The sequence below is a fragment of the Heyndrickxia sp. NPDC080065 genome (genome assembly GCF_050281185.1).
GTDB lineage: Bacteria > Bacillota > Bacilli > Bacillales > Bacillaceae_C > Heyndrickxia.
The window spans coordinates 1-14,949 of the sequence record NZ_JBNNWS010000037.1 but is presented as its reverse complement, the minus strand read 5'-3'; the positions used below and the strand labels follow the sequence as shown (position 1 = coordinate 14,949).

At 38.4% G+C, this 14,949-nt stretch carries 17 protein-coding genes and 1 pseudogene; 4 read left to right on the top strand and 14 right to left on the bottom strand.

The window, feature by feature from the left end; all coding sequences use genetic code 11:
* Positions 1-121: 121 nt before the first annotated feature.
* Complete coding sequence (locus ACQKP0_RS25290; protein WP_427408575.1) at positions 122-796, bottom strand: KinB-signaling pathway activation protein; 675 nt, start codon at positions 794-796, stop codon at positions 122-124.
* Between the two features lie 161 nt (positions 797-957).
* Between ACQKP0_RS25290 and gerD the strand changes: the two genes are divergently transcribed.
* Positions 958-1,581, top strand: coding sequence for a spore germination lipoprotein GerD (gene gerD, locus ACQKP0_RS25285; protein WP_427408574.1), 624 nt, complete (start codon positions 958-960; stop codon positions 1,579-1,581).
* A 63-nt stretch (positions 1,582-1,644) separates the two neighbouring features.
* Here gerD and ACQKP0_RS25280 read toward each other — a convergent pair whose 3' ends face one another.
* The 3 genes from ACQKP0_RS25280 to ACQKP0_RS25270 form a co-directional block, all read right to left on the bottom strand.
* The gene (locus ACQKP0_RS25280; RefSeq protein ID WP_427408578.1) at positions 1,645-2,715 is read right to left on the bottom strand and encodes a P-loop NTPase; all 1,071 of its coding nucleotides are present in this window, start codon (positions 2,713-2,715) and stop codon (positions 1,645-1,647) included.
* Between the two features lie 161 nt (positions 2,716-2,876).
* The gene (gene cwlD, locus ACQKP0_RS25275; RefSeq protein ID WP_427408573.1) at positions 2,877-3,587 is read right to left on the bottom strand and encodes an N-acetylmuramoyl-L-alanine amidase CwlD; all 711 of its coding nucleotides are present in this window, start codon (positions 3,585-3,587) and stop codon (positions 2,877-2,879) included.
* A 175-nt stretch (positions 3,588-3,762) separates the two neighbouring features.
* Positions 3,763-4,206: a YbaK family protein gene (locus ACQKP0_RS25270; protein WP_427408572.1), complete on the bottom strand. Its 444-nt coding sequence runs from the start codon at positions 4,204-4,206 to the stop codon at positions 3,763-3,765.
* A 240-nt stretch (positions 4,207-4,446) separates the two neighbouring features.
* On the opposite strand from ACQKP0_RS25270, the gene ACQKP0_RS25265 reads away from it, so the two are divergent.
* A complete protein-coding gene (locus tag ACQKP0_RS25265; protein ID WP_427408571.1) occupies positions 4,447-5,211 on the top strand; it encodes a polysaccharide deacetylase family protein in 765 nt (254 codons plus the stop codon).
* 188 nt (positions 5,212-5,399) lie between these two features.
* Here ACQKP0_RS25265 and ACQKP0_RS25260 read toward each other — a convergent pair whose 3' ends face one another.
* Together ACQKP0_RS25260 and ACQKP0_RS25255 are read right to left on the bottom strand one after the other, a co-directional pair.
* Positions 5,400-5,642, bottom strand: a complete 243-nt coding sequence (locus tag ACQKP0_RS25260) for a hypothetical protein (protein WP_427408570.1) — start codon at positions 5,640-5,642, stop codon at positions 5,400-5,402.
* 119 nt (positions 5,643-5,761) lie between these two features.
* Positions 5,762-7,024: an MFS transporter gene (locus ACQKP0_RS25255; RefSeq protein ID WP_427408569.1), complete on the bottom strand. Its 1,263-nt coding sequence runs from the start codon at positions 7,022-7,024 to the stop codon at positions 5,762-5,764.
* A 451-nt stretch (positions 7,025-7,475) separates the two neighbouring features.
* Here ACQKP0_RS25255 and ACQKP0_RS25250 point away from each other — a divergent pair, with 451 nt between their 5' ends.
* The gene (locus tag ACQKP0_RS25250) at positions 7,476-7,856 is read left to right on the top strand and encodes a YkvA family protein (RefSeq protein WP_427408568.1); all 381 of its coding nucleotides are present in this window, start codon (positions 7,476-7,478) and stop codon (positions 7,854-7,856) included.
* Positions 7,857-7,949: 93 nt separating this feature from the next.
* On the opposite strand, the gene pqqE is transcribed toward ACQKP0_RS25250, so the two are convergent.
* From pqqE to ACQKP0_RS25210, 8 genes are all read right to left on the bottom strand, one after another.
* Complete coding sequence (gene pqqE / locus ACQKP0_RS25245; protein WP_427408567.1) at positions 7,950-9,113, bottom strand: pyrroloquinoline quinone biosynthesis protein PqqE; 1,164 nt, start codon at positions 9,111-9,113, stop codon at positions 7,950-7,952.
* A complete protein-coding gene (pqqD, locus tag ACQKP0_RS25240) occupies positions 9,095-9,409 on the bottom strand; it encodes a pyrroloquinoline quinone biosynthesis peptide chaperone PqqD (protein WP_427408566.1) in 315 nt (104 codons plus the stop codon). The genes pqqE and pqqD overlap by 19 nt, the downstream gene beginning before the upstream one ends.
* A 39-nt stretch (positions 9,410-9,448) precedes the next feature.
* Positions 9,449-10,186, bottom strand: coding sequence for a pyrroloquinoline-quinone synthase PqqC (gene pqqC, locus ACQKP0_RS25235; protein ID WP_427408565.1), 738 nt, complete (start codon positions 10,184-10,186; stop codon positions 9,449-9,451).
* 2 nt (positions 10,187-10,188) lie between these two features.
* Entirely contained in the window at positions 10,189-11,106 is a 918-nt protein-coding gene (pqqB, locus tag ACQKP0_RS25230) for a pyrroloquinoline quinone biosynthesis protein PqqB (RefSeq protein WP_427408577.1), read from the bottom strand.
* On the bottom strand, positions 11,103-11,336 hold the full coding sequence (locus ACQKP0_RS25225; RefSeq protein ID WP_427408564.1) for a hypothetical protein: 234 nt from the start codon (positions 11,334-11,336) through the stop codon (positions 11,103-11,105). The genes pqqB and ACQKP0_RS25225 overlap by 4 nt, the downstream gene beginning before the upstream one ends.
* Before the next feature lie 56 nt (positions 11,337-11,392).
* Positions 11,393-11,467: a pyrroloquinoline quinone precursor peptide PqqA gene (gene pqqA / locus ACQKP0_RS25220; RefSeq protein ID WP_427408576.1), complete on the bottom strand. Its 75-nt coding sequence runs from the start codon at positions 11,465-11,467 to the stop codon at positions 11,393-11,395.
* A 222-nt stretch (positions 11,468-11,689) separates the two neighbouring features.
* Entirely contained in the window at positions 11,690-12,160 is a 471-nt protein-coding gene (locus ACQKP0_RS25215; protein ID WP_427408563.1) for a hypothetical protein, read from the bottom strand.
* Positions 12,161-12,307: 147 nt separating this feature from the next.
* Positions 12,308-14,230 carry a PQQ-binding-like beta-propeller repeat protein gene (locus tag ACQKP0_RS25210; RefSeq protein WP_427408562.1) on the bottom strand — a complete coding sequence of 641 codons (1,923 nt, stop codon included), beginning with the start codon at positions 14,228-14,230 and terminating at the stop codon, positions 12,308-12,310.
* A 441-nt stretch (positions 14,231-14,671) separates the two neighbouring features.
* Between ACQKP0_RS25210 and ACQKP0_RS25205 the strand changes: the two are divergent.
* Positions 14,672-14,755 (top strand): annotated as a pseudogene (locus tag ACQKP0_RS25205) (ATP-dependent DNA ligase); the annotation flags it as partial.
* Positions 14,756-14,949: the final 194 nt, after the last annotated feature.

Here is a 14,949-nt window from a genome sequence, read left to right as displayed (position 1 = left end):
TTTTACCGCTGTCAGTTTCTCTTCGATTGTAAATTTAGCCATAATAAAAGCACCTCCAATTGTTAAATGGTGTCTAACAATTGGGGTGCAGTACATTTTAAAAGAGTGTTTTTTATCTTTTTTATTTTTTCTTTTTATTTATTGTAGAATTTTGATTTTGATTACCCTTTTCCGCTTTTGTTATTGCTCTTTCTTCTTCTGAACGTTTTAAATATTTTGGAAGCATTAAAATTTGATATGCGTTACAAAAAACTAGTGGGAATAGCATGAGATAGACCCAGCTTTTTTCATTTACTCTTAGTACAGGAATCCATTCTAAAATCGTTACAACAACCATAAAAAACAATGCTGGTATAAAGGTGCTCTTTTTCCCTTGCTGTGATTTAAAATAGGATACAATTAATCCAGCCACCAAAATAAATATAGCTAGTCCAATATAAGGAGCGAGGCTCTCATTTGGTTTTGCAAATTTTTCAAAACGGATATAGATCAAATCAAATAAAGCAAAAATGGTTAAAACTAATTGAACACCATTCCATAATGAGGAGGAACGGAAAATACCTAATCCAAATTGATGGATAGTTAAATAAGCGAAATACCCTACTTGGCTAATAACACTGAATATCAGCCCTACTCCAATAAGCCAAATAAACGTGGATAATATAGAACCTATTTTAAAATCAACAAAATAGGACTGGAATTCACTCCAACGAATAATAAAACCTAATATTCCTGTTGTGATACCACCCACTGCTAACGTCGTTAAAAATAATCTAACCCAATTTCGGCTTGTCAATGCGATATCCTCCATGCGGTAATAATCGTACGTATACTCATCCTTTTGATTTTACCAATCACAGTATGAAAAATCTAGAAAATACTATGTCGTAGAATAAATCTTTTCAAATAAACCATATTAACTATATAAACACTTTACTATAGGGGTGAGCTATTCCTATGAAGAAAATAGTTATGTTGCTCCTATTTAGCACGTTCTTTCTTCTTTCAGCGTGTTCGGGTAGTCCAGTAACTGAAAAAATGGATTATGACCAAACAAAAAAAATGATAGTAGATATTCTAAAAACTGATGAAGGAAAGAAAGCCATTCAGGAAATTATGGCAGACAATAAAATAAAGCAGGAACTTATAATGGATCAAGCCATAGTCAATGACACGATTCAAAAAACTCTCGTTTCAGAGAAAAGTAATGAATTTTGGAAAAAATCCTTTAAAGATCCTGAATTTGCTAAATCCTTTGCAACAGGCATGAAAAAACAAAATGAAGAACTTTTGAAAAAGTTAATGAAGGATCCTGAATATCAGAGTATGATGCTTGATATACTAAAAGATCCCGAATATCAAAAAGAAGTGCAGGGCCTACTTAAAAGCAAAGATTTCCGAAAACATATTCAAACTACCATTACAGAAACCTTTGATAGCCCGATTTTTAAAGCAAAAATTCAGGAATTACTAGTAAAAGCCGCTCATGATTTAAGTACTGGTCAAAGCGCTCAAAAGCAAGGTGGTCAAAGCAGTGGGGGCGGTGGAAAACAACAAGGCGGCGGAGGTCAAGGCGGATAGATTTGTTGTTGCCGTTATTCCATAAAAAAACTGCTGTCGAATCCGGCAGCAGTTTTTTTCTTACTATTTATTAAGAAGGCTTACTATTTTTTTAGCAATATCTCTATAAATTTCCCCTAGCCTATGATCTTCAGCGTAGATGGAAGGTGCAAAGTCTTCCTCATCCCAGTCAGGCTGCTGTAATGGAAGCTGACCAAGAAGCTCTGTCCGCAATTCTTCAGCAAGCTTTTCTCCACCGCCTCGACCGAAAACATATTCCTTTTCACCAGTAACTTTGCTTTCAAAATAGGACATATTTTCAATTACACCTAAAAGCTCATGGTCAGTCTTTAATGCCATTGCTCCAGCACGTGCCGCTACAAAGGCAGCAGTTGGGTGTGGTGTTGTTACAATGATCTCCTTACAGTGAGGCAGCATTGTATGTAGGTCAAGAGCTACGTCACCAGTTCCAGGAGGAAGGTCTAATAATAAGTAATCTAATTCTCCCCATTCAACCTCGGTGAAGAAGTTATTTAGCATTTTTCCTAGCATAGGTCCACGCCAAATAACAGGTGCGTTATCTTCAACGAAGAATCCCATTGAGATGACTTTTACACCTAGTCTATCTACGGGAATAATTCTTTCTCCACGGACAACCGGACGCTGAGTTACACCCATCATATCCGGAACACTGAAACCGTAGATATCTGCATCAATTAGACCCACTTTTTTCCCTAAACGCGCAAGCGAAACTGCTAAATTAACCGATACTGTTGATTTACCAACTCCACCTTTACCACTGGCAATGGCAATAAAGGTTGTATTACTAGTGGGTGATAAAAGATTATTTCCTTGCTCATCGGATTCAGATCCTCTGAATTTTTGCAAAACTTCTTCTGGAAGTTCTGCAAATCGAATGCCGACTGTTTTTGCACCCGCTTCTTTTAAAATATTCACCACTTGCATTTGTAGCTGAAGCTGCTCACTTGTCCCTGTTTTTGCAATCGCAAGCTTCACACTTACATGCTCTTTTTCTTCCTTCACTTTTATTTCTACAATACCATTCGTTTCTTCTAGTGTTTTATGTAGGAAAGGATCTTGAATTCCTTTTAGCAAATTAACGATTTCTTGTTCTGTTATCACTTCATACACCATCCTTGATGTGAATTCGATTACACCCATTTAGTATAACATATTTTCACTGGACAAAAAGCAAATCGCCTTCATCAGAAAAGCGCAAGCGCCGCAGCTCTAACGTACGAATTTCGTAGTCTTCGACTGAGATAAAGGTAATCGACAAACGATTCGATTACCTTTTACTTTAAATCTTTTTCATTTGTAAAATACCTCATAATTCCATTGTAAATGGAAGCTGAGACTTTTTCTTGATATTTATCACTTTTTAAATTTTGTCGTTCGGTAGGATTTGAAAGGAATCCGACTTCAACTAGTGCACCTGGTTTGTTCGCATTTTTTACGATATATATGTTTTTTAGGATTTTCGCTTCCCTATCTGTATTTTCAAGGTTTCGAATTAATTCACTTTGAATAAACTTGGCTAACCGCTTATTTTCGATAAAATGCGGAGAATAAAATGTCTGAGCCCCGCTCCATCTTGGAGAGGGAATGGAATTTAGATGTATACTTAAATAAAGATCTGCGTTTGATTCATTGATCAACTTAAGTCTGTTTTTTAAATCTTCAACTTTCCTGCGGCTTATCCCTTTCGTATCAGGATCAGCTAAATCAGAATCATCTTCTCTAGTCATTATGACAAGCGCTCCCTGCTCCTGAAGATAATCCTTAATTTTATGAGAAATCTTTAAAGAGATATCTTTCTCTAATGCATCTGAATCACCTGCACCGCCATCTGGGCCACCATGCCCTGGATCTAAAATAATCACTTTACCCGTTAAAGGCAAGTTCCATGAATCCCATGTATCTTTTTGAAAAAATTGAAATTGAAAAAGCAAAAATAAGAGCAATGCTCCTACAATAAAACTAATGATCTTGAGATTTCGGCTCATTCAAAACCTTCCCTTCCCCCTTCTTCTATTCCAAACATATGGGACAAGGTACGGTTTTAGAACAAAAAATTAATAGGCATACGTTTAGCTAGTTGTACTTCGTAAAGAAAACTCCCCGTATACCCATCTATAATCAATTATTAACGATTTAATATTAAACATTAAGAAAAAGGCATTAATGCAACCTTAACTTCCTTCTTTGCTCACCCTTTAAAAATCCTTCCATCCACCATTTATCTACAAATTTCTCACATGAGTAAAAAATTGATTCCTGAACTAACTCTTCGTCTCCAAACTTCCAATACAACCAAAAGTTATATAGTGTATCAATTAAATGATTTATCTCATTTTCACAGCGCATCTTCACGTCATGAACTGACTCTCCGTACTTACTAAAACGACTATATTGTCCGCCCAACAAATAAGCTTCTATTGCTACATCATAGCACCCTTCTTCAACACCTTGTTGAATCCAGATTCCACCTTCAATTCTTTCTGAACCAAAGTGATCTTGTACACTTTTCTTTAAACTTTGAATGGAGAGTTCCTTTAACAGTTTACGTTCGTATTTTATCTGTCTTTCACGTCTTTTAGCAGAAAATGTTGTAATAACATTCATACATCCCACTCCTCCCAGTCATTATTTTTCAACCAAGCTGCCTATCTAATGCAAAAGACCATTAATAAAACATTACCAATTCATGAAACCCTAACCTTTAGTGTGAAGTTCTATTTTTTATCGAAAATGAGCTTTATTAGATAATAATACGCTTAAGACAATATATTTAATGAAGCCAATAATAAAAATAGAGATATTACATAGACTAAAATCAAATATATTTACAGGAGTTTATCATTTATGAAGTTTTTATCTTTAGTCCTTGTTTACCTTATTTTATTATTCAACCTGTGCTCCGGCCATAATATACAGGCAGCATCTAATAAAGGGAGAATAGAACTTGAAAAGTCGGGAGAAGTTTTTTGGGAAGTAAAGACAAAAGAAAAAATGGTTGCACTAACATTCGATGATGGTCCGCATCCTCTTTATACACCACAAATTTTGGATACATTAGCTAAGTATCGTGCAAAAGCAACATTTTTCGTTATTGGTGCTCATGCTGCAGAATACCCATACATTATAAAAAGACAAGTAGACGAAGGCCATGAAATTGCTAATCACACCTATAATCACAATTATCGATTATATAAGAATGCAAATTATTTAAAGAATGAATTAAAAAAAACATCAAATACAATCCAAAGCATAGCTGGATACCAACCTTCTCTCTTTCGGCCTGTTGGAGGGTATTATAATGACTTAATTATAAATACTGCTGTAAAAAATGACTATCGTGTTATTATGTGGTCATGGAATCATGATACGAAAGATTGGAGAAAACCAGGGGTCAATAAAATCATAAATAATGTTATTTCCGATACTAGACCAGGAGATATTATCCTTTTACACGATGCTGGCGGTGACCGCTCACAAACGGTGAAAGCTTTAGATAAAATATTGGCAGCTTTACAAAAGAAGGGATATGAATGTGTAACCGTTTCAGAAATGCTATATCGTTCAAAAGCAATCCTTCCCAATCCAACACAAATACTCCCTTTTTTTTAATAATAAGGCTTTGTTAAACGATGTTGTTTCTAATAAAACCCTGTATGGTATGTGTTCAGCTAGTTTTACTTCGTAAAGAAAACGCTTCACACATACCATACAGGTGATTTTATCAACAATAAGCATTAACAAAGCCAATAACAAAGAAAAGCCCCAAACTGATTGGTTTGGGGCTGATAGATTGGACTCTATCCAATTTTTTCTTCGTTATTATTTAATAAAGCCTTTTTATTTGGGATAAGACTTAGATTGGACCTCTTCAGCAAATAATGTAAATGTTCAATAGGCATTGAACCGTAGCCTTTTCCGTCCCCAAGTGTAAATTGGACAGTAATTCCGTTATTTCTGACAACTGTTAATTCTTCCGCTGAGTTATAATAACTTTTAATTTCTTGAGAAATTTGATATTTGGTTCCTTCTTCAATTAACATTATGTCTCTCCTTTAACGTATACTCCTTATTAGTATGCCTAAATAAGTTTTATACATACATAATTATTCCAATTGAAGAAATATCTTTTAACAAAAATCTCCAACATTAGAAGTTCATTTCACCCGGATGACGCATGGGACTTCAGCCGAAATTCATACGCACTAAATATTCTCCCATATAAATATGCAAAACTAATTTGTAAACCGGAGGCTATGTAAAAAGGCATGGCAAGTGAGCCTAAGCCAAAAAGATAACCGCTGATATACGGGCCTACCGAAATCGGAAGACGCATAGACAGGGAATTAATACTTGACGCAAAACCGCGTCTCCTGTCGCGTGTCAAGCTCACGCAAAGTGCTTGCTGTGCCCCTTGTGTACCACGGTTTAGTGCTGTTCGTATCATATAAAGGATGGATGCAAGTATATAACTCGATAATAGAGGCATCAAGATCAAGAGCATGCTTGCAATAAATCGAACTAACACAATTGATCGAATGGTCCCGTGTTTTCGGGATAATTTTGCCTGAAAAAGCGAGGTGACACCTGTAGCGAAGAAGGTTAAAGCTAACGTGCCTCCGATTTGAGTAGTACTTGCACCAAATTTAGCTGCAAACCAATAAGACATCATTGGTCCCGTTAATCCAATAGCAATCCCGTTCAAGACATTTATGGCAGCAAGTTTGAAAACCGCTAAATTTTCTTTATTCAATATTTCTTTTTCTAAAATTCCGCTTACTTCTTTCCTACTATGTATAGCCTCTCCTTCACCAATAGCAAAAATGATAAGAGCTGTGACAAGATATAAAATAAAAACAATAAAGAAAGTGAGCCGATAGGATGTTGCTCCGAATAGAGACCCCTCCCATAATGCAGCTGATCCAGCCATAACTGCACCTGCCGCCATTCCAAAAAAGCTTAGAGCATTATTCAAACTATATACCTTGCCCCGATTTTCTGTAAGAATGAAAGTTGCAAGCCATGCTTGCTCTGCAGGTGCACACGGACTCGGAGAACCGGCATCGGCTTTCCCAAAACCTGAAAATGTAATCGCTAAAAATAATAAAAGGGAGTCTGTAGAAAAAACTCCGACTAAGGCACATCCTGCGGTTAAAAATTCATAAAAAAGAATAAAGGGTTTTCTTCCAAATCGGTCGCTATATATGCCAATGACAGGTGAGAGCCCGACACCAAGCAATCCACCCGCTGCAAGGACACTTCCAATTGCTGCTGTACTCCATCCCAATGCATGGAGATAAAGTGCCAAATCAACTACTAACATACCCTGCCCAATGCTTCGCAAGGCATTGACAAGCATTAACTTTTTAGCCTGCATAGGAATATGTGCATCTGAAACATGGCTCTTAGTAAGTTTCCTCTTCACTTTTCATCACACCATTTCACAAAAACATTATTATATGAAAAGCGCAAGCGCCTTGCTTATCGGCGTACGGATTTCGTAGTCTTCGACTGAGATAAAGGAGACACGTCGAGGGACGAGTCGATGTTGACTTATCGTAGGGAGAAGACGGAGAAATCCGCTAGCCGATAGGCGCTGGAGCTAGACACAGCAGACACTTTTCATGCCTAATATCCTTAGTAAATTTTATAGTTTCTTACCTGTTTAGAAATTCCATTACTTCCAAGTATTCCGAGATATTTATTATAGTTCCAATCCCCAAGCTATTTATGCATTGCAGTATATATACCCCTAAAGCACATCGAAGTCTTCTTTCATAACATGTTTAGAAAATCATGATTGAAGCAAAATAGAGGAGAGGGCAGAAATCGGAAAGGGAATATATTAAAGAATTTTCGAGAAGGGTGTTAAAAGTATGGCCAATAAATCGAACAAATGGAAAGAACTTGTACAAAATATAAAGCGTAATATCTATATTTTATACTTAGCAAATCGCCATCCGGGAACACCTTGGTACGCAAAGGCTTTTTCAATTTTAATAGTTGCCTATGCTTTAAGCCCCATTGATATTATTCCTGATTTTATTCCGATATTAGGCTATGTGGATGAAGCTATCCTGCTTCCTATAGGGATATTAGGAGCTTTTTCCATGATTCCAAAGAGTATATTAGAGGAATGTAAGGCTATCGCCAGTCAAAACTCCACCAAGCTGCGGAAAAATTGGGCTGCGGCGATTGTTATCCTTCTCGTTTGGATTAGTCTTGCAGCCTCAATTCTTTTTACTTTAATCACTTAATCGGCTAAAAGGAAAAAATAAATAATTTCCTTTGAATAAAAAAAGTGCCAAGATAGGAAGAATCCATATGGCACCAAATTTCAAAGCTTATTTTTATTTCTTTATCATGCTGCTAGCTGAAGGTTTTTCTAGAAGAAATTTTCGATATATCATAGGGGTGGCAGGTTGGTTGTTTATCTCCTGTATGGCCGCTTCAATTAGATGATGATCCGGTGACCACTCACAAACTGGATCCGTAGCAGATGCATTTCTGGTTAAAGCAAAAGCCTGGCAACGGCAGCCCCCTCCATCTTCATGACGGAGATCACAAGAACGGCAAGGTTCTGGCATCCATTCTTCGCCACGGAAGTTGTTAAAGGACTTCGATTTGTACCAAATTTGTTTCAGTGAAGACTTACGGACATTCTCAAATGTAAGACCCTCAATTATTCCTGCTGTAGGACAAGGCAGAACATCCCCATTTGGTGCTACTGTGAATCCGATTGTGCCCCAGCCGCCCATACAAGGCTTTGGAGTAGATGCATAATAATCAGGAATAACCCAAATAATTTCCATTTCTCTTTGAAGCCGCTCTTTAGCAGCAATATAGATTTCATTTGCCCTTTTGATTTGTTCTCGGTTTGGCAATAACCGCTCTCGATTGAGCAATGCCCAATTATAATATTGTGCATTTGCCAGTTCCAATCGTTCAGCTCCCACTTCCTCTGCAAGCTGAATAATCGCCTGCAATTGATCAATATTCATTCGATGTATTACAACATTTAATGATAAATGCAATTCAGCTTTTTTTACCGCTTTAACAGCTTCTAGTTTCTTCTCAAACGCTTTATATCCTCCGATTACATTGGAAAGCCTTGCTTCGGCTGCCTGGAAGCTTATCTGTACATTTGCTAACCCGGCCAACTTTAGTTGATGCACCTTTTCCTCTGATAATCCAATACCGCTTGTAATAAGGTTCGTGTACATCTCTAAATCATTGGCATGACGGATTAACGTTACCAAGTCGTCACGTAAAAGAGGCTCCCCTCCAGAAAAATGAACTTCTACTACTCCCAATTCAGCAGCCTCCGTCAAAACACGGTGCCAATCTTCCGTTGCCAACTCCTCTTTCTCAAGTGTTAACTCTATAGGGTTGGAACAATATGGACAATGCAAAGGACAACGATGAGTCAACTCTGCAAGAATCGAAAATGGAGCTCCGATGCGATTGCTACTAATTCGCTCCGATTGTGTCATGATTAGGGAATCACCACCCATCCTTGATCCACCATTTCTTGCAGAAATTCTAATATATCAGCCTCCATTGTTTTCAAATTAGGCAATGACTCTGTTTCCATTGATTCTGTATCGGCCTGCAAAGAATCTCTAATTTTTTCAACTATGCTATGCACCGCTAGGCTTCCATCACATAGAATAAGGATAGAGGCGGCGGTTTCATTCATAACCACAACCTTTTCCGGTAACAAAAGAAGATGCTTTCCTCTCACTTTATCAAATTTAAGTCGCGCTTTTGCAGCAAGCTTAGGGTAGCTTTTAACTAAAATTTGCTCCACCACCAATCCCTTTTTTCTTATAAGTAAGGAACCTTTCGATTACGCATTTATCGGGTAAGCTTTTTCAATGGCATCAAGCTGGACCCATAACACATCGCATTTAAAGCGTAATGCTTCTACCGCTTTTTGTTGCTCCGCAGGGCTATGACAATAGGTCAACACAAACTTTAAAGCAGTATTCGAATCACGGGGTGCCTGGCTCAAACGGTTTTGAAAATATTCAAAACCAGTGCTGTCAATCCAAGGATACAATCTCTCCATTACCTTCATTCTTTTAAAAATAAGGTCAGGGGAAAACAACTCTGTTAACGAAGAGGCAACTGCCTCGATCCACGGTTTTGTCCGCGCAAAGTTTACATAAGCATCCACCGCAAAACGAACACCTGGTACGACTCTTTCCTCCTGTACAATTTCTTCCCTAGATAACCCAACAGCTTCTCCCAGTCTGAGCCACGCCTCAATTCCGCCATCTTGACCATGTGTGCCGTCATGGTCGATAATACGCCCAATCCATTCACGTCGTAATTCTCGGGATGGCAAGTTTGATAATATAGCAGCATCTTTAATTGGAACTGACTTCTGATAGTAGTATCGGTTCGCAACCCAGCCTTGAATTTGTTCCCGACTCAAGGCCCCCTCATGCATTTTTATATGATAGGGATGTTTATCATGATAATAGGACCGGCCAACATCCTTTAAACGTTCAGTAAATTCCTCTTGCGACCAAATCTCTTTCTGATGTTCTTCTCCGCCAACTGACGTACTTTTTCCCGGCATGATCACACCTCCACTTCCATGCCATCAAAAGCAACTTCAAATCCCATTCCCTCTAATGTATTTCTTTCCATAGAACCTATTTTCAAAATGGGATTGCTATTGTTAATGTGTATCAGGATTTTCCGCTCAGCTGGAAACGCCGCTAACTTTTCCGCTGTCCCTCTACTTCCGCCGATTGGCAAATGTCCCATATTTCGCGCATCACGCTTCGTTGCACCCATCTGTACTAATTCATCCTCTGCCCAAAAGGTACCATCTACCATTAAAATATCTGCTTTCTTTAAGCTTGCTTCAATGGCAGGTGTGAACTCTTCTATTGTAGGAAAATACGCAAGACATTTCCCTGATTTTTCATTATGCAGAACTAACCCGACCTCCCAAATTTCTTCTGGGCTATTATCTTCGTTGTTCAACTTGACATAGAGTGGAGGTTTTCTTGAAACAGGGACTGTTTCAACGATAATTGTTTCTTCTATTTCTGATCCTATTCGTTGTACGGAATCGGGGTAAAGTAACTGCCATTCCCAAGAACAATAGCTCTCTAACATCGGAAATACCGGAAAATCCGAGTGTAAACTTTTGCGTGCCATCTCTGTTCCATAGATGGTCAAATAAGAGCCTTCCCGTAATGACAATAGCCCAATCGTATGATCAAGCTCAGCATCCGTTAAAATAACACCGGCTAAAGGTGTCTCTCTTATTCCAGGACCCGCATGAAGCACAGAGAATGATTCGATTTGTTGATGAACATCGGGGCCGGCATTAATAAGGTACCAGTCCTTTTCATTTGCACTTACTGCAAGAGAAGATTGTAATAACGAGCGGAATGCATCATTTCCATCACGTACTTCTCGACAGTTTGAACAAGCGCAGTTCCACTGTGGAAACCCTCCTCCTGCCGCAGTTCCTAAAACTCTTATTCTAATTTGGCTTCAGTCCTTTCGCCTATGATTCGAACCTCATTTTTACTTACGTCCCGAGATTTCCCAAGCGACTTTCCAATTTTCCATCCAATTGCGATATTGACCACAGCCATAAGGGAATATTCTATAATGTTTGGCTCAGGAGTTAGGATATCGATGACGAACCACCCTCCAGCCATCGCAAACCCAGTAATCGCACCAATTAATGCTTTTAAGTTGCGTCTCATTTTATTTGCACCACCTCTTGTTTTGTTAAACACATTTATAGCATGCAACACCCACGCTATTTACCAACATAGGCGTACATTGTCACTTCAGAAGATGTATTTATCACTTTATAATCAGGCTTTTTCCACATGTTAGTCACCACCTTTCAAGACACCAACAATTGTGAAAATAGTTCTTAGTAGTGTCTGATTTCCCCTTCAAATTAATCTTATGTAGGTGGTTTCCTCGAAATAACCGGAAATTTGACTGGAAGTTGTCCAAAGCGTACAGATTATTGCAATAAATTACAAAAAGGGACAAGCTGGTTGCGACACTTGTCACACCTTGCTTGTCCGTGAATGAATTAAAAATATTAGTATTCAGCGTTATTAAGGATAAATCTGACTGTCCAGTGGCCCTTTTGATTCAATATCCCATGTGTTATAAATGTCATTTGAGGATTTTCGGGTCTGTAATGATTTAGTTGTGCTTCTATCGTTCCTTTATACTCGTTTTTACTCACTTTCTTAAACGAATCGGAATTCTCACGAACTAACGTTTGTCCAATCCAAATATGCGGACTTGCCATCAGGCTCGTAGCATTCGGATTAACTTGAATATTCGAATTCGAATGTATCGTATAATGTACCCTAATGTTTTGACCGTGGTTTACGATGGAATAGCCATTGATTGTTAACTTGATCCCATTATCTTCGGCCGAACCTAAGCCCTGATTTGATTGGGATTCCGCACTGATCAAAGTCGGGGAGGCAAGGCCAAAGAGCAAGCAAATTGATAAGGCGACACCTATGAATTGCACGGTATATTTCGATAGGTTCCTCATTTTACCACCATCCTTATTTTTCATTTATATGTTTCGCCACTTTATATAGTTTTTTTTAATAAAGCAATCTGAGTCCGAATGAAGAGATCGGACTCGGACAGCTTAGAGAATACGTGCCACTGTTGTGGAGGCATCCTTACGTGCACATTATTTCTTTTTGGACAACCACTCTGCTAGTGCTTCTGCGTCTGCACCTTTAGCTACGCCCGCCGGCATGCGATCGCCGCCATTTAAGATTTTATTTAATATGTCTTCTTTAGTCATCGTTTTACCAATGTGTTGAAGGTTTGGAGCTGTTGCACCCTGAAGATTATCCCCGTGACAAGAAACACAGCTTTTTTTGTAAACCTGTACCGGATCGACACTTGCAGGTATTTTGTCTGCTTCCCCTTGTAATTGTGCATTTTCATTAGGTGCTGCGACTTTTTCCTTACCACCGAGTCCATAAACCACAACCCTTGTACCACCAGTAATCACGGCAACATATTGCTTGCCGCCAACTGTATAAATGGAAGGTGCCATTTTGATTTGTTTTCCTCCACTTTGCATGCTCCATAATACTTTACCTTTTTTAATATCGAGAGCATTCACCTTTCCGTCCAATTCCCCGTAAAAAGCAAGACCAGATGCAGTACTTGTGAATCCTCCATACATCGGATCGTCGGTATTAATTTGATAAACTTTTTTTCCTGTATTAATGTCAATAGCTGTAATGTTACCAGAAGGGTGAACATTTGCTGGTAAAGGAAGTATCTTTGTACCAGGGAAGGTATTGTTATCTTTCGCAATCTCTTTCCGATCTTTTGCTGCTAACATTAAATTCGGGCTATTGATACCTGGAATAAGGACATAGTTGGTTTCAGGATCATACGTCTCTGGGGCATAACTTTCTCCACCTGGTGTACCCGGCCATTGGAGGACAACTTTATTTTCATCGCTTGGTGGTTTCGAATTTTTTATTTTAACAAATGGTACACCATCATAAATCGTTTTCCCCGTTTTAGCATCCCATGCATACCATTTTCCATTCTTTCCGCCTTCAACAACGATTTTCCTCACTTTACCGCCGACCTTGGCATTAAGAACCATCGGTGTTGCTGCAGCGTCATAATCCCATACATCGTGATCAACTTGGGAGGATGCCCACTTAAATTTCCCTGTTTTACTGTCCAAAGCGACGATAGAATCCGTATATGGATTTTTCCCTTTTCTATCTTCATCGTAAAAGTCAGGGGCTGGATTTCCCACTGCAAAATACATCATATCGGTATCTGGATCGAATGACATTGGTGTCCATACGGATCCTCCGCCTGTATATTTACTGTTCTTTCTCCAACCCTCCCCTTCGGCAGGAACGGTCCAAAACGGTTCTTTCCATAGTGGTTCGAGGGTATCTGCTTTAAACGCCCAAACGAAACCTCGCGTACCATTATCACCACCGCTGCTTCCAACGTAAATGTTGCCATCATAATACATTGGAGCTGAAGATTCATAGTATCGATTTTCTAACTTGATGGAAGGTTCATGATCCCAAAAGTTGACCATTTTTATCAGTTTTCCGGTTTTCGCATCAAGTTTGGCAAGTCGATTATCTATCATCAAGACATATACATTTCCATTTGCTACAGCGACACCTCTACTTGCCACATTGGATTGCCATGGCAAACTATTAAGATGATCAAGTACATTCTTAGGGGGCGTCCATGCCCAAAGTTTCTTTCCGCTTGCGCCATCAATTGCAAACACATGATTTTTGGCACTAGTCACATACATGACCCCGTCTTGTACGACAGGGAAATCCTCTTGTAAATTCGGAACATCCTTATTCCAATCCAAGATATCCTGCTGCCATACAATCCCCATTTTTTTTACGTTATCTTTGGTAATCTCTTTATAGGGCACATGTCGGGTATGTTGAAGGTCATAACCCCAATTTGGAAATCCTGTCTCCTTTACCTGATTTGCCTTGTTGGTTACCTTGGTTTCTTTCTGGTTATTTTTCGTTTGACAGCCAACAATGACAATACTTGCAAGCAAAACCGAACCTGTTGCCTTTAAAAATCGCCTCACGAAAATACCCTCCTTATTTTTGGTGAATTCTGATGATGAACTGTTTCACTTCGAGTTTTATTCCTCCTTAAGACAATCTTAATTCTATAAGAACAATGGTATATTTACCTAAAACATCATAAATTATGCAAGTTGTGACTATCCTTCCTTCCCTTTTTTTTGACATGTTAGTGATATATTTTCTACATTGTCCACCCTACCTCATAATCGATGACTCATATCCTTAAAGATAAAATCGTTTTATCAAAAGTATTATTGTACTATGATGCGACCACATGCCTTTTTTAAGCATAAAAAAACCCCCAGCCAAAATGACTGAGAGTCTTTGAAACGTCCATATTAACGTTTTGAGAAATATCTTTGTAAATTTTATGGGTATCTAATCCATCGGAAACCACCTAAATCAATAACCCATAAAAGTATAAATGGATCATGTCTTTGAAATATTATACGAGACATAACAATGAGATCACTTCAATATTTCCAGAGCTTACAGACCTATCTTTACCAAACGGAACTGTGTTATCAAGACTAAAATTAAAATAATATGGATAAAATAAGGGCTCATACATATTAGATATATATAGTATGTATGAGCCCTTTATTAAACAAACGCCCCCGATTGTTTAATAGCAATAGGTAAGACTTTGATGTAATCTCCATCTTTTCCCCTGCTCCACACCCAACGTGCGATTTTCACCGCATTAGGCGTTCCATCT

Coding starts and splice junctions, on each gene's coding strand:
- gerD (WP_427408574.1), top strand. CDS start 958: ATGAAGAAAATAGTTATGTTGCTCCTATTTAGCACGTTCTTTCTTCTT.
- ACQKP0_RS25280 (WP_427408578.1), bottom strand. CDS start 2,715: ATGGTGTATGAAGTGATAACAGAACAAGAAATCGTTAATTTGCTAAAA.
- cwlD (WP_427408573.1), bottom strand. CDS start 3,587: ATGAGCCGAAATCTCAAGATCATTAGTTTTATTGTAGGAGCATTGCTC.
- ACQKP0_RS25270 (WP_427408572.1), bottom strand. CDS start 4,206: ATGAATGTTATTACAACATTTTCTGCTAAAAGACGTGAAAGACAGATA.
- ACQKP0_RS25265 (WP_427408571.1), top strand. CDS start 4,447: ATGAAGTTTTTATCTTTAGTCCTTGTTTACCTTATTTTATTATTCAAC.
- ACQKP0_RS25260 (WP_427408570.1), bottom strand. CDS start 5,642: ATGTTAATTGAAGAAGGAACCAAATATCAAATTTCTCAAGAAATTAAA.
- ACQKP0_RS25250 (WP_427408568.1), top strand. CDS start 7,476: ATGGCCAATAAATCGAACAAATGGAAAGAACTTGTACAAAATATAAAG.
- pqqE (WP_427408567.1), bottom strand. CDS start 9,113: ATGGGTGGTGATTCCCTAATCATGACACAATCGGAGCGAATTAGTAGC.
- pqqC (WP_427408565.1), bottom strand. CDS start 10,186: ATGCCGGGAAAAAGTACGTCAGTTGGCGGAGAAGAACATCAGAAAGAG.
- ACQKP0_RS25225 (WP_427408564.1), bottom strand. CDS start 11,336: ATGAGACGCAACTTAAAAGCATTAATTGGTGCGATTACTGGGTTTGCG.
- ACQKP0_RS25215 (WP_427408563.1), bottom strand. CDS start 12,160: ATGAGGAACCTATCGAAATATACCGTGCAATTCATAGGTGTCGCCTTA.